The organism is Parasphingorhabdus sp. SCSIO 66989, from assembly GCF_032852305.1.
In the GTDB taxonomy this organism is placed as follows: Bacteria; Pseudomonadota; Alphaproteobacteria; order Sphingomonadales; family Sphingomonadaceae; genus Alterisphingorhabdus; species Alterisphingorhabdus coralli.
The window spans coordinates 2847171-2872959 of record NZ_CP136594.1; the positions used below are offsets into that span (position 1 = coordinate 2847171).

At 50.0% G+C, this 25789-nt stretch carries 22 protein-coding genes and 1 pseudogene; 19 read left to right on the top strand and 4 right to left on the bottom strand.

The window, feature by feature from the left end; all coding sequences use genetic code 11:
- Positions 1-78 precede the first annotated feature (78 nt).
- The 5 genes from RB602_RS13285 (at position 79) to RB602_RS13305 (ending at position 5605) form a co-directional block, all read left to right on the top strand.
- The gene (locus tag RB602_RS13285; RefSeq protein WP_317081150.1) at positions 79-594 is read left to right on the top strand and encodes an acyltransferase; all 516 of its coding nucleotides are present in this window, start codon (positions 79-81) and stop codon (positions 592-594) included.
- Positions 595-616: 22 nt separating this feature from the next.
- Positions 617-1783 (top strand): glycosyltransferase WbsX family protein, encoded by a 1167-nt coding sequence (locus RB602_RS13290; RefSeq protein WP_317081151.1) that lies wholly within the window; start codon positions 617-619, stop codon positions 1781-1783.
- Positions 1776-3083, top strand: coding sequence for a hypothetical protein (locus RB602_RS13295; protein ID WP_317081153.1), 1308 nt, complete (start codon positions 1776-1778; stop codon positions 3081-3083). The genes RB602_RS13290 and RB602_RS13295 overlap by 8 nt, the downstream gene beginning before the upstream one ends.
- On the top strand, positions 3068-4333 hold the full coding sequence (locus RB602_RS13300; RefSeq protein WP_317081155.1) for a glycosyltransferase family 4 protein: 1266 nt from the start codon (positions 3068-3070) through the stop codon (positions 4331-4333). Before RB602_RS13295 ends, RB602_RS13300 begins: the two co-directional genes overlap by 16 nt.
- 81 nt (positions 4334-4414) lie before the next feature.
- A complete protein-coding gene (locus RB602_RS13305) occupies positions 4415-5605 on the top strand; it encodes a DegT/DnrJ/EryC1/StrS family aminotransferase (protein WP_317081157.1) in 1191 nt (396 codons plus the stop codon).
- 26 nt (positions 5606-5631) lie between these two features.
- Here RB602_RS13305 and RB602_RS13310 read toward each other — a convergent pair whose 3' ends face one another.
- The 3 genes and pseudogenes from RB602_RS13310 to RB602_RS13320 all read right to left on the bottom strand — a co-directional run.
- Positions 5632-6285, bottom strand: a complete 654-nt coding sequence (locus tag RB602_RS13310) for an acetyltransferase (protein ID WP_317081159.1) — start codon at positions 6283-6285, stop codon at positions 5632-5634.
- Positions 6282-6875, bottom strand: coding sequence for a sugar transferase (locus RB602_RS13315; protein ID WP_317081161.1), 594 nt, complete (start codon positions 6873-6875; stop codon positions 6282-6284). Before RB602_RS13315 ends, RB602_RS13310 begins: the two co-directional genes overlap by 4 nt.
- Positions 6876-7093: 218 nt before the next feature.
- Positions 7094-7247, bottom strand: a pseudogene (locus tag RB602_RS13320) (transposase); the annotation flags it as partial.
- A 196-nt stretch (positions 7248-7443) separates the two neighbouring features.
- On the opposite strand from RB602_RS13320, the gene RB602_RS13325 reads away from it, so the two are divergent.
- From RB602_RS13325 to wecC, 6 genes are all read left to right on the top strand, one after another.
- Positions 7444-8871 carry an O-antigen ligase family protein gene (locus RB602_RS13325; protein WP_317081163.1) on the top strand — a complete coding sequence of 476 codons (1428 nt, stop codon included), beginning with the start codon at positions 7444-7446 and terminating at the stop codon, positions 8869-8871.
- 174 nt (positions 8872-9045) lie between these two features.
- Positions 9046-9753 (top strand): polysaccharide biosynthesis/export family protein, encoded by a 708-nt coding sequence (locus tag RB602_RS13330; RefSeq protein WP_317081164.1) that lies wholly within the window; start codon positions 9046-9048, stop codon positions 9751-9753.
- Between the two features lie 14 nt (positions 9754-9767).
- Complete coding sequence (locus RB602_RS13335; protein WP_317081166.1) at positions 9768-11912, top strand: GumC family protein; 2145 nt, start codon at positions 9768-9770, stop codon at positions 11910-11912.
- 11 nt (positions 11913-11923) lie between these two features.
- On the top strand, positions 11924-13105 hold the full coding sequence (locus RB602_RS13340) for a hypothetical protein (RefSeq protein ID WP_317081167.1): 1182 nt from the start codon (positions 11924-11926) through the stop codon (positions 13103-13105).
- A gap of 118 nt (positions 13106-13223) precedes the next feature.
- Entirely contained in the window at positions 13224-14345 is a 1122-nt protein-coding gene (wecB, locus tag RB602_RS13345) for a non-hydrolyzing UDP-N-acetylglucosamine 2-epimerase (RefSeq protein ID WP_317081169.1), read from the top strand.
- A 142-nt stretch (positions 14346-14487) separates the two neighbouring features.
- Positions 14488-15741, top strand: coding sequence for a UDP-N-acetyl-D-mannosamine dehydrogenase (gene wecC / locus RB602_RS13350; protein WP_317081171.1), 1254 nt, complete (start codon positions 14488-14490; stop codon positions 15739-15741).
- Positions 15742-15771: 30 nt separating this feature from the next.
- Here the strand turns inward: wecC and RB602_RS13355 are convergent, their stop codons facing one another.
- Positions 15772-17685 (bottom strand): polysaccharide biosynthesis protein, encoded by a 1914-nt coding sequence (locus RB602_RS13355; RefSeq protein WP_317081173.1) that lies wholly within the window; start codon positions 17683-17685, stop codon positions 15772-15774.
- 317 nt (positions 17686-18002) lie between these two features.
- Here RB602_RS13355 and RB602_RS13360 point away from each other — a divergent pair, with 317 nt between their 5' ends.
- From RB602_RS13360 to hslV, 8 genes are all read left to right on the top strand, one after another.
- Positions 18003-19004 carry an NAD-dependent epimerase/dehydratase family protein gene (locus RB602_RS13360; RefSeq protein WP_317081175.1) on the top strand — a complete coding sequence of 334 codons (1002 nt, stop codon included), beginning with the start codon at positions 18003-18005 and terminating at the stop codon, positions 19002-19004.
- A gap of 11 nt (positions 19005-19015) precedes the next feature.
- Entirely contained in the window at positions 19016-19321 is a 306-nt protein-coding gene (locus tag RB602_RS13365; protein WP_317081177.1) for a putative quinol monooxygenase, read from the top strand.
- Between the two features lie 16 nt (positions 19322-19337).
- Positions 19338-20189: a class I mannose-6-phosphate isomerase gene (locus tag RB602_RS13370; protein WP_317081179.1), complete on the top strand. Its 852-nt coding sequence runs from the start codon at positions 19338-19340 to the stop codon at positions 20187-20189.
- Positions 20186-21238: a mannose-1-phosphate guanylyltransferase/mannose-6-phosphate isomerase gene (locus RB602_RS13375; RefSeq protein WP_317081181.1), complete on the top strand. Its 1053-nt coding sequence runs from the start codon at positions 20186-20188 to the stop codon at positions 21236-21238. The genes RB602_RS13370 and RB602_RS13375 overlap by 4 nt, the downstream gene beginning before the upstream one ends.
- A gap of 120 nt (positions 21239-21358) precedes the next feature.
- Entirely contained in the window at positions 21359-22258 is a 900-nt protein-coding gene (gene cysD, locus RB602_RS13380; RefSeq protein WP_317081182.1) for a sulfate adenylyltransferase subunit CysD, read from the top strand.
- Entirely contained in the window at positions 22258-24195 is a 1938-nt protein-coding gene (gene cysN / locus RB602_RS13385; protein ID WP_317081184.1) for a sulfate adenylyltransferase subunit CysN, read from the top strand. The genes cysD and cysN overlap by 1 nt, the downstream gene beginning before the upstream one ends.
- Positions 24177-25013 carry a 3'(2'),5'-bisphosphate nucleotidase CysQ gene (gene cysQ, locus RB602_RS13390; RefSeq protein WP_317081186.1) on the top strand — a complete coding sequence of 279 codons (837 nt, stop codon included), beginning with the start codon at positions 24177-24179 and terminating at the stop codon, positions 25011-25013. The genes cysN and cysQ overlap by 19 nt, the downstream gene beginning before the upstream one ends.
- 202 nt (positions 25014-25215) lie before the next feature.
- Entirely contained in the window at positions 25216-25782 is a 567-nt protein-coding gene (gene hslV / locus RB602_RS13395) for an ATP-dependent protease subunit HslV (RefSeq protein WP_317081188.1), read from the top strand.
- The last annotated feature ends 7 nt before the right edge of the window (positions 25783-25789 follow it).

Genomic DNA, 25789 nt, shown 5'->3' on the forward strand with positions numbered 1-25789 from the left:
ACATCAATGAAGCGTAACTTTTCCAACGAGTCCATAGTGAACTTTTTTTTACGAGGGAAAAGAGCGCTAGCAGGCCGTATGCGCGGTAAACTGCTATTCTTTCTTGGTGCATTCGCCAATGGCTCAGGCAGTAAAATTGTTTTTGGCCGAGGCCTTAGAATGATAAATTCAAAAGCCTTGAAGCTGGGAGAGCGTGTCAATTTTGGTGTTATGGCAAGACTTGAGTGTTATGGCCAAAATGATGCCCCAGAAACTTTGATTTCGATAGGAAGCGGTACCAGTTTTGGGGATTATTGTCACATCGGCTCAACCACCGGCGTTAAGATTGGCAGGAATGTATTGGGTGGGAGCAATATTCTAATTGTGGATCACAACCATGGCAGCCCATCCTCCGATTTGAAAAACAAGATATCATTGGAGCCTCGTAATCGGCCGCTTAGTTCAAAAGGACCAATCACGATTAATGACAATGTTTGGATTGGAGACAATTGCGTGATTTTGTCAGGCGTAGAGATTGGTGAAGGCGCTATCATTGCGGCAAACTCGGTTGTCACGTCGGATGTCGCACCGTTTGAGCTTTTTATCAAACGCTAGATATTTAGAAGACAAACTGCCAATGACCAAACAGCATAAAATTCTGGCCTACTTTTTACCCCAGTTTCACGAATGCCCTTTCAACAACAAGTGGTGGGGTAAAGGGTTTACGGAGTGGAATAATGTGCAGGCTGCCCAACCTCTTAAGGACGGACATTACCAACCACGTGTGCCGGCTGATGGCTACTATGATCTGACTGACGACGGAATCCTGCAGCAACAGTTTTCCCATGCCCGTGATCATGGCGTGGACGGTTTTGCAATATATCATTATTGGTATGATGGAGAGCGTCCGCTTGGGAAGCCCCTTGATAAAATCTTGGCAGACCCGTCTATAGACGTAAATTTTTCGCTGTGCTGGGCAAATCACTCATGGACTCGCTCTTGGAAGAATAGGCGCGGTTCTGCAGATGTCCTTATTGAACAGACCTATGCTTCGCAGAAACGGCAGCGTGAAAAACACTATGCCTATCTCTTGAAGGCTTTTTCTGACCGACGATATATTGACATTAATGGCCGCCCCTTATTCCAGATATACATTCCTGAAGATGTTGAAGATCTAGAACAATATATTGACGGCCTTCGCGATTTTGTGAGGACAAGAAGCGGATTGGAACTCCACATAGCCGCTACGGTCCGCTCTCGTCAGGCTTCTTATGATTATCTCCGACATTTTGACTCGTTAACCCTAGCGCAACCGACACTTGCTCTGTTTGCAGACGACAATCTTTTTGCTCCCAGAGTTGCGGTGCCCCCGATGCAAAAGTTTTTCAGGGAAAAAGCACTGCAGCTTCCGATGCCCTTGAAGAAACTGGTGTACAACATTCAAGATTTAACACCGGACAAACCAAGCTATTTCTACTATGACACCGTATGGAGCGCACTTCTCCGGCAAACAGAGCGTGCATTAGAAACGGCTCCAATCCAAGTTAATTTTTCGGGATTTACGGAGTTTGATAACACACCAAGATATGTGCAAAGGGCCAAGGTGATTGAGGGATTTTCGCCAGAAAAATTTGGGCATTTTATGACTAGATTGATTGAATTGGCGCGCACCCAAAGCAGCAGCGTTCTATTTATCAATGCATGGAATGAATGGGGCGAAGGCATGCATCTTGAAGGTGATCAAAAATATCCGGATGGTCGACTAGTTGCCCTGAAAAACGCGCTGTCTTCGGTCGATGGTTAAGCGCACAATTACTATTAGGCGTATCGCCAAGCCATTTACGGTATTTGCGTCGGTATTCGTGATTTTTATATTGCTTCCGACTGCATATATCGCTTTTTCAGATTACTACAGTAACCGCTGGTACAGCTTACGCTTTGACGAATATCGCCTTTCCGCGATGCGTTCTTTGGCAATGACTTCGTTGTTTTTTGTCTGTTTTTCTGGAGGTTATTTAATTTCAAGCCTTAATTCTTCCTCTTCTAGAAAGCAAAAATCAAAACCTTTGCCGTCACATAGACAGGAAGCATATCACGGCAGACGGTCGGGCATTAAAGTAATAAATCCACTTAACCCTAGTAGCTATTATATATTAAAAAAGCATAACTTCTTCTACTGGATGGCATTGATATCAATAATACTTGTTTGGTTAAATTTTGCACTTGGAGGTTATGAAAAACTCTCTCAATTTGGCCAAGATATTTCAAAAATGGAATATAGGTTGATAGGATTCAATGACAGAAACCGCATTTTGACAGCAATATTACAATTGGCGCGGCGCTTAACACTACCCTTTTGCGCAATATATTTTATACTTATCGCCGCATACTCAAAAAATTACTCAAAAGTCTTTATCATATCTGTTGTATTTTCATTACTTGTTGGGATTGTTATTACACTTGACCGCGGCCCCTTCATGCTTTTTCTGGTGATGTTTGCATATATTTTCTATTGCACTTCAAAAAACACATTCAGAATTGGCATCTATGGACTTGTCCTTGTTGGCATAATGATCACGCTGGGAGGCGCTTTGACCTTTATCCAGCACAATATTCAAGATTTTTCTTTTGACGAAGTTCTTGATACTGGGAATGAGTTCATTGTTAATCGTGTAATAATGGCGCCCAACTTTGTACCCATAGAGCTTTCATATGGATTATTTGATTTTTCTTCTGACAAGCTTTGGCTAAAACATGCTCGGATAACGGCTCTGTTCACTGGAGAATATGTGGGGACTCTACAGGACAATTCAGTGTATGTCAGTCCGGTTGGCGCAGTAGCTGATATTTGGCGAAATACAGGCCTTACCGGCATTATATTGATTGGTATATTTATCGGTTTTTATTTCAAGGCTATTGAAAAACTAATCAATTACTCAGACCCTATTATATCAGTTGCAGCATCCTTCACTGTAATCACGCTTGTTTTTTATTTTGTATATGGAACCTTCTTCTCCCAGGGGGTTTTTCTACAGATGGTTTTTCTATATTTTATACTCAAATATGTTCAATCTGATGGGAAAATTCATTGCCACTTAAAATAGTTTATCTGCATCAGTATTTCAATACCCCCGAAATGCAGGGTGGTACCCGCTCTTACGAGTTCGCAAAGCGCCTTGTTGCTAAAGGACATAAGGTAGATCTTATTACATCTGATCGCTCTCCAGAAAGCAAAGGTAAAAGTGGATGGCGCACTACGGACGAGGACGGTATTACCGTGCATTGGTATGCAGTCCCCTACTCAAATGAAATGGGCTTTTTCGAGCGTGTAAAGGCATTTTTTGCATTCGCTTACGCATCCACTCGTTACGCGATTTCGATAGACGCAGATATTGTATTCGCAACAAGTACGCCGCTGACCATAGCAATTCCGGGGATTTTGAAGAAGTGGACGGCAAAAGTACCGCTGGTGTTTGAGGTTCGGGATTTATGGCCTGAGTTACCGATAGCCGTCGGCGCGCTAAAGAACCCGATCCTAAAATTTGCTGCTCGCCTTTTGGAGTCTCTTGCGTACAAGAATTCCGAAGCAGTCGTCGCTTTGTCGCCCGGGATGCGGGACGGCGTGCTTAAGACAGGATATGATCCCCAGCGAGTCTGTGTGATCCCAAATGCGTGTGACAATGAATCGTTTATAGCCGAACCCGATAAGATTATGGCATTCCGCAATGCGCGCGATTGGTTAGGAAATAATCCGTTGTTGCTATATGCTGGAACGCTTGGTCTGATAAATGGCGTAGGTTATTTAGTTGATGTAGCACGTCATCTGCAAAACATCGCTCCAAATGTTAGACTGTTGATTGTCGGCGAGGGACAGGAACGCAGAAAAATTCATGAGCAGGCTATTGCGGCGGGTGTTCTAAACAACAATCTGTTTATCGAAAATTATCTACCCAAAAATGAAATGGCTACATTGTTTGGTGCTGCCGACATAAGTGCCAGTCTTTTTATCGATTTGCCGGAGATGAGGGCTAATTCAGCGAACAAGTTTTTCGATACACTCGCGGCCGGTCGCCCCATATTGATCAATTACGGTGGATGGCAGGCCAAAATCGTTAGCGAAACTCGTGCTGGCCTTGTGACTTGGGGAATGCCTATTGAAGACGTGGCAAACCATATTGCTGAGCATATAGCAGATGAAGATTGGCTTAAATCGGCTTCCAAATCGAGCAAACGCTTGTCTCAGGAACTATTTGATCGGGATAAATTGGCCGACGAATTCGCCATTCTGCTAGAAATGGCCGCCCAAAAAAAAGGCGATCAAGTTTCAAAAATCAGTCAAAATCAATATGACTGATTTCTAGAATGATCGCGGCCGTTCAACGAATTTGCAAATTGCAGACAATGGCTTCTGATAGAGCAACAGGAATGAACCCATATGAATGTGCAAATGAACGATAGTGCTTTAAACTCTTGGCCTTGCTTTTCAGAAGAAGAGGCGCAAGCGGCCTATCGAATTATAACATCTAATCGGGTAAATTACTGGACCGGAACCGTCGGACGTAATTTTGAGAAAGAGTTTGCCGTTTGGTCAGGCGCAGCGCACGCAATAGCACTGGCCAACGGAACAGTTGCCCTTGATTTGGCACTAAAGGGCCTCGGCATTGGACATGGCGACGAGGTAATCGTCACCCCGCGAACGTTCATAGCCTCCGTATCATCGGTTGTGTCAGTTGGCGCAATCCCGATTTTTGCTGACGTTGATCACAACAGTGGTAACATAACCTCGAAAACAATTGCTGAAAAAATAACAGAAAAAACACGCGCAATAATTCCAGTTCATCTGGGTGGATGGCCATGTGACATGAACGGTATCATGGCGCTTGCGAACAAGAATGGCATTTCCGTTATCGAGGATTGCGCTCAAGCGCACGGCGCCATGGTGGGTGATCAGATGGTGGGGGCGATAGGACATATCGGGGCTTGGTCCTTTTGTCAGGACAAGATAATGACCACTGGTGGCGAAGGCGGGATGGTGACAACGAATGACGAGGGGCTTTGGGATCGAATGTGGTCTTACAAAGATCACGGGAAAAACTGGGATGCTGTTTACAACAGGGAGCATCCACCCGGTTTTCGTTGGCTACATGAAAGCTTTGGAACAAACTGGAGAATGCTGGAAGTTCAGGCAGCAATCGGCCTTATACAACTCTCACGGATGAAGGAATGGACAAAACTACGTCGACGAAATGCGAACGCCTTGAAAGAGGTGTTGGATCTATTTCCCGAGGCCGTTCGAGTGCCAGTCCCAGACGATAATCATAGACATGCCTATTATCGGCAATATGGATATGTCATCCCCAGCGGTTTGAAAAATGGTTGGACCAGAGACCGGATTATCGAGGATATTGTTTCGCAGGGCCTACCCGCATTTCAAGGAAGCTGCAGTGAAGTCTATAGGGAGAAGGCCTTTGAACTAACGGATTTGCGACCTGAAAAAAGGCTACCAATAGCCAAGGAGTTAGGGGAAACCAGCCTAATGTTCCTGACCCATCCGACAATGACCGAGCGACAGCTGCAGGGCTATTGCAAAGCCGTTCGTCAGACGTTCGAGAAGGCGGCTCGATGATCTACTATTTCACGCTGATCAAGAATTTATTTTTCTAGGGGGCGAGCAGGATTGCCCACTACGATCGTCCCAGGCTCTACATCCTTTGTGACAACTGCACCCATACCGACTATTGCGCCCGTCCCCACTCGTAAGGGCTTATCCGGCGTTCCTTGTCTCAGGATGGCACCGGCACCAATATATGCATGGTGATCGATATGCACATTGCCATTGCACCGGACGGCAGGTGCAAAGGTCACGAAATCGCCAACTACGCAATCATGCTCAACGTAGCTTCCGATATTGCAGTGGAAATGTTGACCAATTTTGATGTTGCTTGTCAGGGTCGTAAAAGGCGAAAAAATACCTCCGACTCCTACTTTAATACTTTTCATCCGAACATGCTGATCAGATACAATAGTAAGAAAGTTCAATTTGTCGGCAGCACACTTATCTGCAAGTTTCTGCCTAACTCTGCTATTAGCTATTGCTATAGAAACATATTTCGTTTCGACATCGAATTGAACAAATTCTTCATAGGAATAAACTGGCAGCCCATTTACATCCTTTTCGTGATTAGCATCGTCAATAAACACGATTTTGACATCACTCTCATCTCTTAACTTCCATTCTAAGAGCGGAGCAACACCTCGCCCACATCCAGATGCACCGTAAATGCCGTATATGGATTCATATTTCACGATGTATTCCCAGTGAATTTGGGCATGGTAGCTTCGCCTTCGGCGCTGACGCCATCTCTGGATATGACTTTTTTCGCAGTCATGAAAACGATTTTCAAATCCAGTGCGAAAGATTGGTTGTCAATATACCATATGTCTGCTGCAAATTTCTCCTCCCAGCTTATGGCATTGCGTCCGTTAACTTGTGCCCATCCAGTAATACCGGGGCGAATATCGTGGCGGCGAAACTGATGTTCACTATATAAGGGTAGATATTCCATCAATAACGGTCGCGGGCCTATTATTGCCATATCGCCTTTGACCACGTTCCATAAACTCGGTAGCTCATCCAGACTAGTGCTTCGTAAAAGCTTCCCATATCTCGTTAATCTCTTGGCATCTGGAAGGGCACGTCCACTATCATCAACAGTATCCTTCATAGTTCGGAATTTGAAAAGGTTGAACGGCCGTCCATTCAGACCCGGACGCTTTTGCTGGAAGATGAGTGGCCTTCCAAGGTATATCCAGTTGAATAAGGCAATCAACAAAAGAACAGGAGACAAAATTAGAAGAATGGACAATGCTATGATTAGATCGATGGCACGCTTCATGTAAGGCCCTAAATATTCTATAATAATTGAGATTCCTCCATAACCTACCTTATCCCTGCTTTCAATTCCAGATACTCGGTTCGCAATATCGCACCAGCAATTGCTGTAACCCTAGACAGCTGGGCAAATCAGTTGACGTCTTGCTTTCTAATTGATTCAAGGTTGCTCCTTTGGAGGCAGGTTTGAGCCAAGTGTCAGGATTGATTAATTGATCCAGAAGGCGCATCGCACCAGCGAAGACCGTTCTTGATGAAATAGATGATCCCAGAGAGCAACCACCGGTCATCTACTCTGGGCACGCCATGCGACAACGAAAAACACGGTTCGATCCCGGGGCATCTGCGTTTCACTCAACATCCGCAAATGGCTCAGGCCATATTCACGATAGTAAATCATCTGGGACAGCCCCTAAATTTGTCTACGCCACTTCGGCTCCAAAGCCCTTACAAAGCACAATATCATACAAACACAACTTTGTGCCGCCAAGGATTGCATATGACGCAAGCTGTTCATATAATTAAAGCCTCGCCATAATCGCAGACCTTAATCCTCTGAAATGAAACCGTTTATGTCACATTTAGAAGAGCTAAGTGTCAACGCGAATGCTCGTACGTGGTGTATTTTGGGTCTATTTGCGCTTCTTGTTGCATTTTTGGGTGGTGCCTCACGATCTGACGCTATGCAGATTGCATTACTGAGGCCTCTTTCAGCCTTGTTTATGCTGACATACTTGGTCCAAGAAAACCGACAGGAAAATCGCAAGGCGCTGCCAATCGGCGTTTTTTTGGGGCTAGCAGCCATTCTCATGGCCATTCAGCTGGTGCCGTTGCCACCGTCTGTCTGGCACGCACTTCCTTTGGGGGAAAGCATTGACCAGATCGATATTGTTCTTGGGTTGGAAGGCGTTTGGCGGCCTATTACTATGGCTCCAAGCCGTACACTAAATTCTTTATTATCGATTTGTGTTCCAATAGTTGCATATGCCCTAGTATATTTTAATAACCTTAAACGCGATGACGCCTTATTTCTTATAGCAGGCTTAGTAACGGTTGACAGCCTATTGGGCCTAGGCCAAGTCCTTTCGGGACGAAACAGCCCATTATACCTATATGAAATCACCAATCGCGGCGCGCCTGTCGGTATATTCGCCAACGAGAATCACTCCACTGTTTTTTCTGTCCTTGGTCTACTTGTCTTTACGCGACTGGGTTTGTCGCGTTTTTCAGGCAAAAACCGTGCGTTTTTCATAGCCTGGTTCGTTATCGGTTTTGGACTCACGCTTTTAGCGGTGCTGATAAGTGGGTCACGTGCCGGTCTGGCGCTTGCCGGGTTTTCTCTGCTTGTATCCTTGATTATGTTCTTTTTGGCTAGAATTGAAAAGACGCCCCTCAATGCGTCCTCCAATCGCCTGCTGCTATGGCTGTCGCGCGCCGATATAGTATTGCTTGCCCTTATTGTCTCGGTCGCCGTAATGATTCTTCTGTTTTTCCAGCTAGAACGAACGCCAGCATTCGCAGACTTGAGCAATCACGATCCTTTCGCTAATATTCGCTGGCAGATTGGCCCCATTTTGCAAAATATGGTCAGTGATTTCTGGTTAACAGGGTCTGGCATAGGCAGCTTTGAAAAGGTTTATCATTTTTACGAGCCATCTAACTTGCTTTTGCCAAGATATGTTAATCAGGCGCATAATGACTGGGCACAGCTATTCATTGAAGGTGGTCTTCCAGCTGCAGCGTTGATACTGGCCATTCTCTACTGGGTTATCGCGAGAATAATCACTCTGTTCCGCGAGTCATCGAATGCGATGATGAAACTGGTTTTCTGGACCGCGATTCTGATCGTGATTTGCTCGGCTTCAATTGTGGATTACCCTCTTCGCACCCCTAGCTTCCAAGTGGTTACCATTTGGCTTCTCTACGCACTCGCGGTTGAACCACGTCCAGCTCGGAATGGTAAAGCACGAGCGAGAATGCGTATGCCAAAATCGCCATAAGTTAAGCTGGACACCCGGGCAGCATATCAAGACCGGCCGGGTTTCAGTCGACACACTGTTGGCCCTTACCTCGTCCTTACAATTCGAACATCGATAAAATCTGGTCGCAGCATTTAAGAAAACGGTTGACCAGTTCGTGGCATGCGCTAGTCGCTGCGTTGAATAAGAGAGCGCATGATGATTCTGTTTAAAAAATTTTTCATTGTTTTCATTGTATTAATAACGCTGTCAGCTTGCGCAGCGGACCGTTCGACAGGTCTTGCTCCCGAAATACAGGTAACCGAACTTACGGAACTCCCTCCGCCACGGGGTGAAAGCTTCTACACAATCGGCGCTGAAGAGAAGCTTGAGATCAGTGTAGTGGGGGACGAACTCCTCAGCGGCACTTATTTGACGGACGAGTTCGGCGGCCTCAATTATCCGTTTTTAGGTAAGCTGGAGCTTGAAGGGCTTACACCAAATCAAGCTTCACAGATTATCTCTGACGGTTTGCGAGGGAGATATCTGCTTGAGCCTCAAGTTCGCATTATTCCTGAAGAGTTTCCTCAGCCCACCTTCTCAATTGGTGGGCAGGTTAGACGACCCGGGAACTACCCAGCATTTGGCCGCCAAACGCTGTTGAGGGCAGTAAATTCGGCCCAAGGCGTGGAGGAATATGCAAAACTTGAAGACGTCTTGATATTAAGGACTGTCAACGGACAAAACTATATAGGTCTCTACAACCTCGCAGCAATCCAACGTGGCAATTATTCGGATCCTGATGTGTATCCGAACGACATTGTCATCGTAGGAGATTCGCCTGAAAGGCGTAACTTAGACCGTATATTGCAGGCGGTGCCGCAATTGATTACCAGCTTCGTAATATTTATCACCAGAAACTAAATGCTCTCCACCTCATGAACCAAAATCATTCTATTAGTTCAGATGCTACCCGACTAAGTCAAAGCGTTGAGTACGATGAAGAAGATGGCTTCGCTCTTGATTTGGAGCGCTATTGGATCGAAGCTCGCGCTCTAAAGTTCTGGCTTGCTGGAATCATTGCCCTCAGCATTGTTTTTGGGGTAGTCGTTACACTGCTGTCAACACCGCTATTCCTGGGTAGCGCACGCATAGAAATCTCGCAAGTCACAGCCAATGTTACCGACATTGATCCTATTGAGAACGATTCACGTACATCGGAGCTTCAATATCTCAATACGCAATATGAATTACTTGAGTCGCGTTTCATGGCAGCGCGGGTAACTGAAGCGGGGAACCTCATCCGTGACGAAAATTTCATCGCCGCTTTTAGCTTAGATGAAGCAGAAGACTTGCGGAAGCGAGATATTGAAGAATTACTCCTTGATAACATTTCGATTGAATCGATAACACAGTCTAGCCTCGTTGATGTGCAATTCTCCAGTCCTTCGCCAAGTGTATCAGCAGATATCGCCAACCTATGGGTCGCAGAATTCATAGCGGCCAATTTTGAGAAACGCTTCGGGACCAATATCGAAGCACGCGAATTTTTGAGTCGGCAAATCGAGGAATTGAGAGAGCGATTGGCCATTTCTGAAAGGGAATTAGTACAGTACGCAAATTCGAATGAAATTCTTGTTTTGGAAACCGCTGCGCCTAGCAACGGCTCGGACGCAGCCACTCAAACGTTGATTGCAACCGATCTCGCCGCTTTGAATGGAGCGCTTACGCAAGCAATCTCTGATCGCATAGCTGCCGAGGCCGCACTAGATTCCGGTGAGTTTGCCAGTAATGATCCACGCAATCAACTAAGCGCACAACTCGCAACCGCAGAGGCAGAACTCTCTACACTCCAAGCAAACTTTGGCCCAGATTATCCAATCTTGCGGGAAAAAGAGGCCGAAGTCGCATCCTTAAGAGACTCTATTGAAAGCGAGTCGAGAGCTGCACTACGATCAGCAGCAGTGCGAGAAAGAGAGCTACGTGATCAACTGGAACAAGCTAAATCGCGTTTTCTTGATCAACAGGACCTTAGCATTCAATATGGCATATTGAAGCGTGAGGTGGACACGAACCGCGAGCTCTATGATGGTTTGCTTCAGCGCTATAAGGAACTTGAGGCATCTGGCGCGGGCCAGAATAATATCAAACTTATTGATACGGCTGAGCTTCCTCAGGGTCCATATGCTCCTTCCTTTTTTCAGAACATCTTGATCGCTTTAGTTGTCGGAATCGTTGGTGCGGGAGCGTTAGTCTATCTACGTGTCGCCCTCAGCCAGACGCTTAAGGATCCGCAAGACGTTACACGACGCCTTGGCCTTCCTCTCCTGGGTACCATTCCCAAATCTTCCCAAGAGCTTGTAGAAGATCAATTGTTTGAACGATCCTCGGAGCTTAGCGAGGCATATAAATCGGCAAGGACAAATCTCACCTTCCTGACCCCTGATGGCGCTCCGAAGGTACTCATGTTGACGTCATCAGTACCCGCAGAAGGTAAGAGTATTTCCAGTATCGCTCTGGCAATGAGTTTCGCTCAGCTTGGTAGAAAGACCCTTCTGATCGATGCTGACCTCCGCAATTCACGGATGCAAAACTTGATTAGCAACGAGAGCTGGGAAAAAGGTGGGCTCGCCAACCTCTTAACCAACAATGATGCAACTTTAGCCGATATCGCGGTTCCGCTGGAGGAGCTTGGTTTCGACTTTATCGGTCACGGTCGTACACCGCCTAACCCGGTTGAACTATTGGCGAGCCTTAGATTCCGTAACATCGTTGAAGACGCCAGGCAGAACTACGACCAGATCATCATAGACAGCGCCCCGATGCTATCGCTTGCCGATGCTATCGAGATATCAAGAGTGGTGGATGGCATCGTATATGTTATTGAATCTGATCGCATGAAACTGAGGGCAATAGAAAATGCCCTCAACCGTCTCAGGCGAACGGACGCCCAAGTCTTCGGAGCCATCGTTACCAAGCTTGATGCCAATTCAAACGCATATGGCTATGGATATGGCTATGGATATGGGTATGGATATGGAGCCAAGACAAGCGACGATAAGAACGAGGTAATTGAAGCTTAAAAAACAAGCTAATGCGCATCAAAAATCCTCTCAAGCTCGCCTTTGTGTCGCTCTTTGCCATCAGTCTGGCCATCATTCTCGGTGCGCAAGCTCTCAGCAGTGTTAGTGCCAAAAAGAATCCAGAACTTGCACTTTCTGCTTTCCCCCTAAACGGGCATGCGCTGGAGGAACTTGCTTTTGACCGGTTCACTCAAGCAGCCACGGACCCGAACAATCTTACAACAGCAGCACAGGATGCTGCGCACTTGGCTCACGAAGCCATTCGCATTGAGCCTTTGGCCCCTAAAGCGCATGCCATCCTTGCGCTCGCGGAAACTGATCCTGAAAAACGCCGCCAACTGATTGATACGGCATCAAAGCTTAATCGCCGCAATCTGGCTCTGCAAAGTCTGATGCTGGAACAGCGATTGCAGGATAACAATTATGACGGTGTGATAGAAACGCTCGACCAGATATTGCGAGTTCACCCGCGACGCCGTAATGATTTTTTCCCTGTTTTGACGCAAGCTTTGTCTCAAGAGCAAACCGTCACATCATTTACCGACCTTTTGAAGAATGATCTGCCTTGGCGCGAAGCATTTTTGCGGTATGCTGTTGGGAAAAACGAAGCGCTTTCGAGTCTGGCGGCAATTAGAGGCAAGATTGATCTAGACGACGAACTGTTCGATCAGCGCCTAATCTCGAACCTTGTTAAAAATGGCAGCTTCGCCGACGCTCGCCGTCTCTATCTCGACATAACCAAACAAAACAGCCACAATGCAAAGGATGGTGCTCAATTGGATTGGAGAAGCACCTACGCTCCGTTCGACTGGGCATTTGCAGATGAGAGAGGATTCCGCGCTCAACCCAGCGTTGATGGAAAAGAACTCGAGATTCGAATCCAGGCTGGTCAAGGGGGCGTGATTGCTTCACGCATTATTGAAGCTCCCACAGGTCCTTTTTCGATCCAGATAAACCACAAACTGGAACCGAAGGGCCAGAGCGAGGACGTCAAACTACAACTCACTTGTGCTGGTATGACCACCCCGTTTTTTGAAGAACCTCTGGGCTCAAGCAAGAACATTCTGGCGGTGACTTCACGCCCTGAAGACTGTGCGTTTATAGCAATGGCTGTTAATGGCAGAGCATGGTCCGGGCGACCGGCAATTAGGGGAAGCCTTGAAAAGATTAGCATCCGCCCGATTGAGCAATGATATCGAGCATTTTTGAAATCTAGTGCAAATCATCCTTCCCAGATGGCATTAGGAACTTTTCTACTAACCACGATTTCCCCTATCAAAGTGACGTCTCCATCTTTAGGAGCAGTTTCTGATGAAGGCGCTCAAAATTCTCCTCACCTTTGGCACACGCCCTGAAGCTATCAAGCTCTTCCCATTGGCGCACGCCTTTGGCCATGCCGAGCTTCTCACGCCGATTATCTGCGTCAGCGCACAGCATCGGGAAATTCTCGACCAAGTGCTTAATATCGGGAATATCATCCCCGATCATGATCTCGATATTATGCAGCCCGACCAGTCTCTGGATGCATTAACGGCGAGACTATTGACCAAAATCGGTTCTGTTATGGACACCGAGAAACCAGACCGAGTTATCGTCCAGGGCGACACGGCGACCGCCATGGTTGGCGCGCTCGCTGCATATTATCGCAAGATACCTGTCGGCCACGTCGAAGCTGGCTTGCGCAGTTATGATATCTATCAGCCATGGCCCGAAGAGGTGAACCGCAAGATCATCGGTACCATCGCCGATATGCATTTTGCACCGACGGGAACGGCCGCCGAAGCGCTCAGGAAAGAGGCGGTCAACCCGGCGCATATCCATGTTACTGGCAACACCGTCATTGACGCGCTGCATTGGGTCACAAGACGCATTGAAGCAGAGCCGGAACTGGCGGCGGGCTTGAAACCACTGAAAGAGCGCTTTGCCGACAAACGGATTATCGGCGTTACCAGCCATCGCAGAGAGAATTTCGGTGGCGGTCTGGAGAATATTGCCGACGCCATTGCCGAGTTAGCGAAGCGCGATGATATTGCGTTTATCTTTCCCGTTCACCCAAACCCCAATGTCCGCGCGGTAATGGACGCAGCTTTGGCCGGACTCGACAATGTCGCGATGATCGAACCACTCGATTACCCGCATTTTGTCCATTTGCTGTCGCTCGCCGATATCATGCTGACCGATAGTGGCGGGGTGCAGGAAGAGGCCCCTGCCCTCGGCAAGCCGGTCCTGGTAATGCGTGAGACGACCGAGCGGCCTGAAGGGGTTGAGGCGGGCACTGCCAAGCTGGTCGGCACCGACCGAGACACGATTGTTAGCGCGACCACACAGCTGCTTGACGATGATGCGGAATATCAGCGCATGGCACGCGCGCATAATCCGTTCGGTGATGGCAAAAGCAGCGAAAGAATCGCCCAGATCATCGCTGAACACTGATTTTACAGGGGCTTACACCACGAGAACGGCATCTTAACGGTGTCTATACCCTATATTGCTAGCGCATTGGCCATTGGGAATTGCGTCATCGCACTTTCCTCCATAATGGATGTCTATATCAATCCGAAATGGAGCATGGGTCATGCGTTCAGAAACCAAACCAGAAGTGTGCGTCCTCGGGCTGGGCTATATCGGCTTGCCGACAGCGGCGATCATTGCCCGGTCGGGATGCAATGTGCTGGGTGTGGACGTCAATGAGGAAGTGGTGAACACCACTGCCGCCGGGCAAATTCATATCGAAGAAGTGGATCTCGATGGCCTGGTGCAGGGCGTGGTTTCGCGCGGCAAGCTCAAAACCGCGACACAGGCCGCGGCAGCTGATGTCTTCGTCATAGCTGTCCCTACACCTTTTGGTGCCGACAAGGTGCCCGATATCAGTTACGTCCTTGATGCCACACGCGCCATCGCGCCGGTCCTGCAACCCGGCAATATCATCATATTGGAGTCGACATCACCGATAGGGACAACAGAAAAGCTGCGCGATCTGATTGCCGAATTGCGCCCGGATCTGAAAGTGCCCGGTATAACCGATGCCATTCCCGACATCGCTATCGCCTATTGCCCCGAGCGGGTTCTTCCTGGACGGATATTGATCGAGCTGACCAATAATGACCGGTCCATTGGCGGTATTACCCCGAGATGTGCCCGCAAGGCCCTTGGCTTCTACAAACTGTTCGTGCGCGGCGATTGCATCACTACCGATGCGCGCTCGGCTGAGATGACCAAGCTGGTCGAAAATGCCTATCGCGATGTTAATATTGCCTTCGCCAATGAGCTCTCATTGGTCGCCGACTCGCTCGACATGAATGTCTGGGAGGTTATTCGCCTCGCCAATCGTCACCCCCGGGTTAACATTCTCCAGCCTGGCCCAGGGGTCGGTGGCCATTGCATCGCTGTCGATCCGTGGTTCATTGTGCACAGTGCGCCGGAGCAAACGCCGCTCATCCGCAATGCGCGGACAGTGAATGATGGCAAGGTGGACCATGTTATCGCCCGGGCCAGCGCGCTGATCGATGCCAATCCCGATGCGCACGTCGCTTGTTTTGGCCTCGCCTTCAAAGCCAATATCGATGACTTCCGTGAGAGCCCGGCGCTGAAAGTGGCATTGGCACTGGCCGCAAAATATGGATCACGCATCTCCATAGTCGAGCCGTATGTTGATGCTCTACCTGATGCTTTAATCAGCACTGGAGCAACGCTCATCGATATTGACACTGCAATCGATACCTGCGACATTTTCATCTCGCTGGTGGATCATGACCTGTTTAAGGCTATCCCACACGATGAGCGTAAGGATAAAGAGGTTTACGACACACGTGGCATCTGGAATGATTGAACTAGGAAGAAGCTACTGCTCTTACCAGGGCTAGTCATTTGCTCGCTTACGAACGAGATTGTCTCGACGATGGTCAAATTCAGGAACAAGTTCTTGCAATAGGTTGATCGCGTCCTCGGGAATTCTGCAGTTGTCTAGAGAATGCAGCAACTTAGACAGTTTGTTCCAATCCAAATATCCCTCATGCGCCATCATGATACGCTCATGCTTAGTGGTCTTGGGCTGTTCTCCAATCAGAAGCTCTTCATACAGCTTTTCTCCCGGACGCAATCCCACTTCTGTAATTTCAATATCGCCATCGGGATTATCAGGATCGCGCACAGTCAATCCACTTAGCTGGATCATCGTCCGAGCCAGCTTTTCAATGCGTACCGGTTTACCCATATCAAGGACGAATACTTCGCCGCTTTTGGCCATTCCGCCTGCCTGGATAACAAGTGCCGCAGCTTCAGGGATGGTCATAAAATAGCGTGTAATATCTTTGTGTGTAAGTGTAACTGGTCCCCCTGCTTCAATCTGACGTCGAAATAGAGGTACAACAGAACCGCTTGACCCAAGGACATTACCGAAACGGACCATTGAGAAGCGCGTAATTTTAGAAATATCAGCAAAGGATTGTAGTATCTGCTCTGCTGCCCTTTTTGTTGCGCCCATAACATTGGTTGGCCGCACAGCTTTGTCGGTGCTGATGAGGATGAAATCCGTCACCCTCGCATCATACGCAGCGTTTACCAGTTCAAATGTACCAATGATATTGTTGCGGATTGCTTCCAATGGGTTGGCCTCGACAAGCGGAACATGCTTATAGGCAGCAGCATGATATACGGTATCGATATCATGGCTTTTGAATATCTCAGCAAGCCGAAGCTTATCTGCAACGGAACCAAGGACGGGTATAATGGTGATATTCATTCGCTGATTGTCAGCGCAATAATCGCGTAGCTCTTTTTCAATCGAATATAGTGAGAATTCGGAAATATCGAGCAGGATAAGGCTCTTTGCCCCTATCTTTACAATCTGTCGGCACAACTCGCTGCCGATAGAACCGCCAGCACCACTTACCAATACATTTTTACCGACAATAGTCCGCCCTAGCAAAAGCTCATTCGGCGTGACCGGTTCACGTCCAAGCAAATCCTCAATATCCAGTGGTCGAATGTCGCTTATCGATACATTGCCACCAACTATATCTCGTAACTTTGGCAAGGTTTTGACGGTGACCTTGAATTCTCGTAGCCCATCAACAATATTACGTCGCTTTTTGCGTGAGATACGTGGCAATGCGAGCAATACATCCGTAACCGCATAGCGTTCAATGACCTCACGGATATAACCGCTCCAATATACGCGGTCTCCGTCAAGCTTTTGGCCATCAAGCCGTTTGTCATCATCGATATAGCCGATGACCTTGATATCATGCTCGGAACGTAGGGAATTGACAAGCTGCTGTCCGGCATCACCGGCGCCGTAGACAAGAATATGCTTGATATTTCCGTCAAACTGGCGACGCCCAAACAAATCAACCAGCACATAGCGCGCCATAATGCGTGAAGAGGCAACCAGCATAAAGAATATTATCGGCTGCAATGCTCCCATAGTTCTGGGAACACCACTGACGCCAATGAAGATAAATGCAATCGACATCCCTATACCGTATATAAGGAAAGATCGTATCAGCGTGGCGATCATTCCTGAGCCAGCATAACGGAAAATTGCCTGATAAACGCCGGTAACTGTAAAAACTGTAATGGTTAATGGTATTCCGACCAACAGAATACTCGCTATTGCCTGATTCCAATACACCCAGATGCCGATTCGAAGGGAATAAGCTATCCAGGTCGCCAATATCAGCAACACCATATCCATAGCGAACACAATAGCCTGTTTCTGCCAGCGGTGCAGATCCATGGCACGCTCAAGTAGCTGTATAATACTGGCGTTCACTGGCATTTTCCGTTACCCGTAAGCGTCTGATAGTAAGACATATTTTTATCTTTATATAGTGATTGCATACGCCTAATCAAAATTCAGCCCTTCGCAAGCTATATCATCAGGGATAATACCCATATTTATCACGCTTAGCGCAGAGTAATATGATTTACACCACAGCAAACACGACATTCGTAGCATCACGCACGACACATATTTGCATGTAGCAAAACTTAAATATTCTCTGTTCGGTCAATCAGATAGCAATAAATGTCGATTAAGGCTAATCCTGCTCTAATCCCAAAGGCTGGAAACAGAGAGATGCGTAGCATATGGCCATTCTGGTAACTGGAATTGCGGGATTTATCGGTCATGCGCTGGCCAAGGCTCTTTTGCTGCGTGGCGAGCAAATTATCGGCATCGACAATCTCAACACCTATTATGATCCCGCGCTGAAACAAGCTCGGCTGGTCGATATTGCAATCACGAACCGGGACTTCGTCTTTCACAAAGTCAATTTTGCGGATGCTGAAGCTCTTGACGCCGCGCTGGCAGTTTCACGTTTTGACCGCATTGTTCATCTCGGGGCGCAGGCCGGGGTTCGCTATAGCATCGAAAACCCTTCCGCCTATGTGCAGTCCAATCTGGTCGGCCATGCCAATATACTGGAGTTGGCGCGGAAACGGGAAGTGGTGCATTTGATTTATGCTTCATCATCTTCGGTTTACGGTATGGCAAAAAAGATGCCGCTATCGGTGGACGATAGAGTTGACCACCCGGTATCGCTCTACGCCGCCACAAAAAAAGCAGACGAGCTGATGAGCGAAACCTATGCGCATCTCTATCGTCTGCCAATGACTGGCCTGCGCTTTTTTACCGTTTATGGTCCATGGGGCCGGCCCGATATGGCCCCGTGGAAATTCACAAAGGCAATACTGAATGGAGAACCAATAACGGTATACAACAAAGGTAATATGAAGCGCGACTTCACCTATATTGACGATATAGTGACAGGCATTATCGCTACACTAGACGCACCACCTACGGACGACAGGACAGCGAAGGCCGGAGGCAGCATATCGCCGCATGCCATTTACAATATCGGTAATAACCAACCGGTCGCATTGATGGATTTTATCCAGACGATCGAGCAGGCCTGTGATCGCAAAGCTGAGATGGTTATGAAGCCGATGCAGCCTGGCGATGTCTATGAGACTTATGCGGATATTGATGCGATTGCCAATGCTGTGGGTTATCAGCCAACAACCAGCCTGAAAGATGGTATCCCCAGTTTTGTCGAATGGTATAAGGATTACCACAAGATCGCGATGTAAGGAGAGCGGCCATGTTGATCGTTGAAGGCTGGATTAAGTACGCCAAGGGCGATGTCAAGAAACTGCGTGATGCCGCAGCTAGGGCGGTTATAGCCACTAATGAGAACGAGGAAGGCTGCCTGCATTACAGCATTGCCACCTGCGTCAACGATCCGGATACCATCCGTATATCCGAGCGCTGGCGCGATGAAGAGGCGCTTCAAGGCCATTTCGGCCAGCCACATATGACTGAATTCATGCTGCAGCTGGCCAAGGCAAACCGCATTGACGCAGATGTCAGGGTTTACAACAGCGAGGAGGTGCGCCGTCTGCTCTAGGCGCGGCCAATAACTAATGTTCACCCAATTGACTGCACATAAGGTGGCAAAGCCATGGGGTCGCGATGATCTCGCACCGCCTTTTGTCAATTCTGGTGATACCGCCTCAGAGCATATTGGCGAGTTGTGGTATCAATCCGACAATACGAACAGCAACGACCCGATACTGATAAAATATCTGTTCACCAGCCAGAAACTGTCGGTGCAGGTTCACCCAGATGACGCTGCGGCACGTGACCAAGGCCATAGAAGTGGCAAGGCGGAATGCTGGTATATTGTTGATGCTGCACCAGATGCGGCGCTCGGCCTGGGGCTGAAAGAAGAGATAAGTGCGGGCGAGCTGCGTGAGGCATCGCTATCCGGCACAATTGAGCATATGATCGACTGGAAGCCAACCAAAGCGGGCGATATCTGGTATGTCGAGCCGGGTACAATCCATGCCATTGGCCCCGGCGTTACTCTGATTGAAGTGCAACAGAATATCGACCTTACCTATAGGCTTTATGATTATGGTCGACCGCGTGAACTACACCTCGACCAGGCGATTGCGGTCGCAACCAGAGCACCTTACGCCATGACCAACCATGGCAGCTATAACAGGAATGAGCCGTTGATCCGGCACTGGCCACATTTCGGGATCGCGCTTTGTGATGATGAGAACCAGGTGCAAGAGCTTGCCAGTACTATGGCCACCGACAGTTATTGGGTTGCCATCCAAGGTGATGCTCAGCTCGACGAACAAACACTCAATCATGGTCAAGTCTATCGCCGACGTGCGCACACGCCGCTGAAGCACGCAGAATTGGACGATGCGACCTGCATGCTTCTGGCGTGGCCACGCACAATTGACGGAGGCGACACTCTATGATCACTCCCGTCATTCTCTCCGGCGGGTCCGGTACTCGGTTGTGGCCGCGTTCCACCGATGCGCGGCCCAAGCAATTTCTGCCGCTGGCGGAAGAACGGACCATGTTTGCCGCGACACTCGATCGCGTGCGTGACAATACGCAATTCGCCCCGCCGCTTATCATCGGCAATGCCGCGCATCACAAGCTGATGGCGGCGGAACTGGATGCTGCCGGACTGGGAGACAATGCGCGGATCATATTGGAGCCTGCGGCGCGCAATACGGCACCTGCGATTGCGCTAGCGGCGCTGGAACTCGCCGATGACAGCCTGATGCTGGTGATGCCGAGCGACCATGTCATGCGCGCGCCGGAGATATTTTGCGCCGTTGTTGCTGAGGCCGAACAGGCAGCACAATCAGGGGCGTTGGTGACCTTTGGCATCACCCCTACCCATCCGGAAACTGGCTATGGCTATATCCATCAGGGCGCTCCTCTTGACGGTAGCACAGGCCATAAGGTTAAGGCCTTTGTCGAAAAACCGAAGCGCGATGTGGCTGAGCAGATGCTCGCCGAAGGTGGGTATCTTTGGAACGCTGGCATCTTTCTGATGCGTGCGGATCGGTATCTTGAAGAGCTGCAATGCCATTCGCCGGAAATGATCGAAGCCTGTACAAAGGCTCATCAGGCTGCGGCCCGCGATGGTAATGCGATCATGCCCAATGCCGAAAGCTTTGGCGCCTCACCATCGGATTCCATCGACTATGCGATCATGGAGAAAGCAGACAATGTCGCCGTGTTCGCACTGGATTGTGGGTGGTCCGATCTTGGCAGTTGGGATGCAGTCTATGATCTTGCTGAGAAGGATGCATCCGGCAATGCCCATAGCGGCCCGGTGACATCGCTGGAAACCAGCAATACCCTTATCCAGAGCGATGGTCTGAAGATTGCGGCGGCAGGTGTTTCCGATCTGATTATCATAGCCGAGGGCGACCAGTTGCTGATCGTCCCACGCGGAGAATCGCAGCGGGTCAAACAGTTATTGGCGGCTACCAAAGATAAGAGCGACTAAGCCCAAGTTGCGTGGCGGATAGAAAAACTCAATATCATTCGGTCAGACCGGTTATATATGAACAGCAATAGTGGCGCGGTGATGCGTCTCGATGCTTTAATGACTGGCCCGTTCTGACTTATGAATCTCACCCATCTTCAACGGCTTGAAGCCGAAGCTATCCACATCATGCGCGAAGTGGTGGCCGAGGCGGAAAAGCCGGTCATGCTCTATTCGGTCGGCAAGGACAGTTCGGTGATGCTGCATGTCGCGCGCAAGGCCTTTTATCCCTCGCCGCCGCCCTTCCCTTTCCTGCATATTGCATCGGGCTGGGATTTTCAGGCGCTGCTCGACCATCGTGATCGCACCGCCAAGGAATATGGCCTGGAACTTCTGGTCGAGCATAATTCCGAAGGTGCGGCATCCGGGATTAACCCCTTCGATACTGGCTCGTCTCTCTATTCGCAGACCATGCTCACCGATCCGCTGAAGAACGCCCTCACCCGCTATGGCTTCGACGCAGCCTTTGGCGGCGGTCGTCGTGATGAAGAAAAGGCGCGCGCCAAAGAACGCATTTTCAGCTTCCGCTCAGCCAGCCACCGCTGGGATCCGAAGAACCAGCGCCCCGAATTGTGGAAGCTCTATAATGCCCGCAAGAACAAGGGCGAGAGCATCCGCGTCTTTCCGCTCTCCAACTGGACCGAGCTGGATATCTGGCAATATATCTTGCTCGAAAATATCGATATTGTGCCGCTCTATTATTCCGCGCCGCGTCCGACGGTGGAGCGTGATGGGCTGACCATTGTGGTCGATGACGACCGCTTCCGTCTGGAAGATGGCGAAGAAGTGCTGGAGCGCTCGGTACGTTTCCGTACCCTGGGTTGCTACCCGCTGACCGGCGCGACCGAAAGCGATGCCGCCGACCTCCCCGCTATCATTCAGGAAATGCTGCTGGCTACCGGTTCGGAACGCCAGGGCCGCGCGATTGACAAGGGGCAAGGCGCTTCGATGGAAGCCAAGAAGCAGGAGGGGTACTTCTGATGGACAGCGAAGCAACCGTCTACCGCCCCGAAGCGCTGATCGCCGATGATATCGACGCCTATCTCGACACCCATCAGCATAAATCCATGCTGCGCTTTATCACCTGTGGCAGCGTCGATGACGGCAAATCCACGCTGATTGGCCGCCTGCTTTATGACAGCAAGATGATCTTTGAAGATCAGCTCGCGGCCTTGGAGGCGGACTCCAAAACCAGCGGCACCCAAGGCGAGAATATCGACTTTGCCTTGCTGGTCGATGGTCTCGCTGCCGAACGCGAACAGGGCATCACCATCGATGTCGCCTATCGCTTTTTCGCGACCGAAAAGCGCAAGTTCATCGTCGCCGATACACCGGGGCATGAGCAATATACCCGCAATATGGTGACCGGCGCATCCACCGCCGACCTCGCCATCATTCTGATTGATGCGCGCAAAGGGGTGCTCACCCAGACCAAGCGGCACAGCTATCTGGCGCATCTGCTGGGCATAAGGAATATCGTACTGGCGGTGAACAAGATGGACCTGATCGATTATGATCAGGAACGCTATGAGGCGATTGTCAGCGCCTATGATCTGTTCGCAAAATCCATCGGTATCAGCAATTTCACCCCGATCCCGATTTCCGGTCTTGCGGGCGACAATATCGCATCGCTGAGTGATCAGACTCCATGGTATGCTGGCAAGGCACTGATCGATCATCTTGAGACGGTCGAGATAGGCGTCAATGCGCGGCGTGACGGGCCGATGCGGATGCCGGTGCAATGGGTTAACCGACCCAATCTCGATTTTCGCGGTTTTGCCGGGCAGATTGCCAGCGGCACAGTCAAATCCGGCGATAAGGTGCGCGTCGTGCCTTCGGGCAAGACGTCTACGGTGGAACGTATCGTCACCTTTGACGGCGATCTGGAGGAAGCGAGCGCGGGCCAGTCAGTCACGCTGACTTTGGCCGATGAGATAGATTGCTCGCGCGGTGATGTGATCGCCGCCGCCGACGCGCCACCATCGGCTGCGGACCAGTTTGAAGCTACGATTGTCTGGATGGATGAACAAGCTCTTCTCCCCGGTCGCGCCTATATGCTGAAACTGGGCACTCAGATGGTATCAGCCACGGTCCAGCCGCCCAAATATCAGATCAATGTCAACACCATGGAGCAGGTCGCGGCCAAGACGCTGGAGCTGAACAGCATTGGTGTTGCGGAGATCACCACCGACCGGCGCATTGCTTTTGAAGGCTATAATGATGCTGACAAGGGCGGACGTGATCTGGGCGGTTTCATCCTGATCGACAAGGTGAGCAACGCCACAGTCGCGGCGGGCATGATCAACTTTGCCCTGCGCCGCAGCCAGAATGTCCATTGGCAGAGCGTCGATATCACCCGCGAGGCCCATGCATCGCAAAAAAACCAACAGCCGAAGCTGCTCTGGTTCACCGGGCTGTCGGGCTCGGGCAAATCCACTATTGCTAATTTGGTTGAGAAAAAGCTCTATGCCGTTGGCAAGCACAGTTTCCTGCTCGATGGCGACAATGTCCGTCATGGCTTGAACAAGGATCTCGGCTTTACCGATGCCGACCGGGTTGAGAATATCCGCCGCATATCCGAGGTCGCCAAGCTGATGACCGATGCGGGGTTGATCGTGCTCACCGCCTTTATCTCGCCCTTCCGCGCCGAACGGCAAATGGCCCGCGATCTGATGGATGATGCCGAATTTGTCGAAATCTTCGTCGATACGCCATTGGAAGTCGCTGAGAAACGCGATGTCAAAGGACTGTATAAAAAGGCACGCGCGGGTGAGTTGAAAAACTTTACCGGCATCGATAGCCCCTATGAAGCCCCGGAGAATCCTGAGATCAGGATCGACACAACCCAGATGACGCCGGAAGACGCGGCGGAGTATATTGTTGACATTGTGCTCGGCCAATGGGCACCGACGATCTGATGATAGATACCAGCTCTGGTGCCCTCCCTGGCCCTGCCGCCACGATTACCGGCGACGCACTGGCGCGAATCGCGCATGAGGCCGGAGCACTGATCATGCCCTATTTCATTCAGGGCTGTGACGTGGTGGAGAAGAAGGATAATTCTCCCGTAACCGAGGCCGATCACAAGGCTGAGGCGTTAATCCTCGAGCAGTTGGCAGCCATCGCTCCCGGCCTACCGGTGCTGGCGGAAGAGGAAGTCGCCGCCGGACGCATTCCCGATCTTGGCAATGTCTATGCCTGTGTCGATCCGCTTGATGGCACCCGTGAATTTATCAATCAGCGCAAGGACTTTACCGTCAATATCGGGATTGTTGCGGACAAAAAGCCGGTGGCAGGGGTCATCTATGCGCCAGCGCGCAACGCTCTTTATGTTGCGCATCCTGAGGCCGCGCCATGGATGGCTGAAATGGCACCCGATGCCGACTGGGCGATACCGGATCAGCGCAAACCGCTTCAGACTCGGAAGGCCAGCGAAAAGCTGGTCGCCATCGCCTCACGCTCGCACCGCACGGCGGAGACTAACGCCTTTCTGGATGAGCATGATGTCGCGGAAATCATCTCTGCCGGATCATCGCTGAAATTCTGCCTTGTCGCCGAGGGTAAGGCCGATCTGTACCCCCGCATGGGCCGCACCATGGAATGGGATACATCTGCCGGACAGGCGATTGTCGAAGCTGCCGGGGGCCGGGTGACGCTGGAGGATGGCACGACGCCGCTGCATTACCAGAAGGCCGAGCGGGATTATGATAACCCGCATTTTATTGTTTATGGATAGCTCAATAATAACCTGAACCGCAAAACACCGTCAGGGCTGAGCTTGTCGAAGCCCGCCTCTCCAAATAGCGCCAAGCCGAGAAACGCCCTTCGACAGGCTCAGGGCTAACGGTCCAATAAAAACTCGAACTGCTTCAGGCTTATCGAGACCCATGCAGCGCTGATCCTTGCGCCCCTAATCCACCTGCCCCATATAGCGCTGCATGAGCGAACATAACCAACATTCCATGCCGCAATGGCACGGCACCACCATCATCGGCGTCCGCAAAAATGGTAAGGCCATTATCGCGGGCGACGGTCAGGTTTCCATGGGCCAGACGATTATGAAGCCCAATGCGCGCAAAGTCCGGGCGCTGGGCGATGGCTCAGTTATTGGCGGATTTGCAGGCGCCACCGCCGATGCGTTCACCCTGTTTGAGCGGCTAGAGGCCAAGCTGGAGCGACACAATGGCCAGCTGATGCGCGCCGCGGTTGAGCTCGCCAAGGACTGGCGCACCGACAAATATCTGCGCAACCTGGAAGCGATGATGATCGTCGCTGACAAGGAAGTAACCCTGATCCTCACCGGCAATGGCGATGTGCTGGAACCCGGCGACGGCATTGCCGCCATCGGTTCTGGCGGTAATTACGCTCTTGCCGCCGCCCGCGCACTGATGGATTATGAGGAAGATGCCGAGGTGCTGGCGCGCAAGGCGATGAAGATTGCCGCCGATGTCTGCGTCTACACCAATGACCAACTGACAGTGGAAGTACTCGACAGCGCGACCTGACAGCATT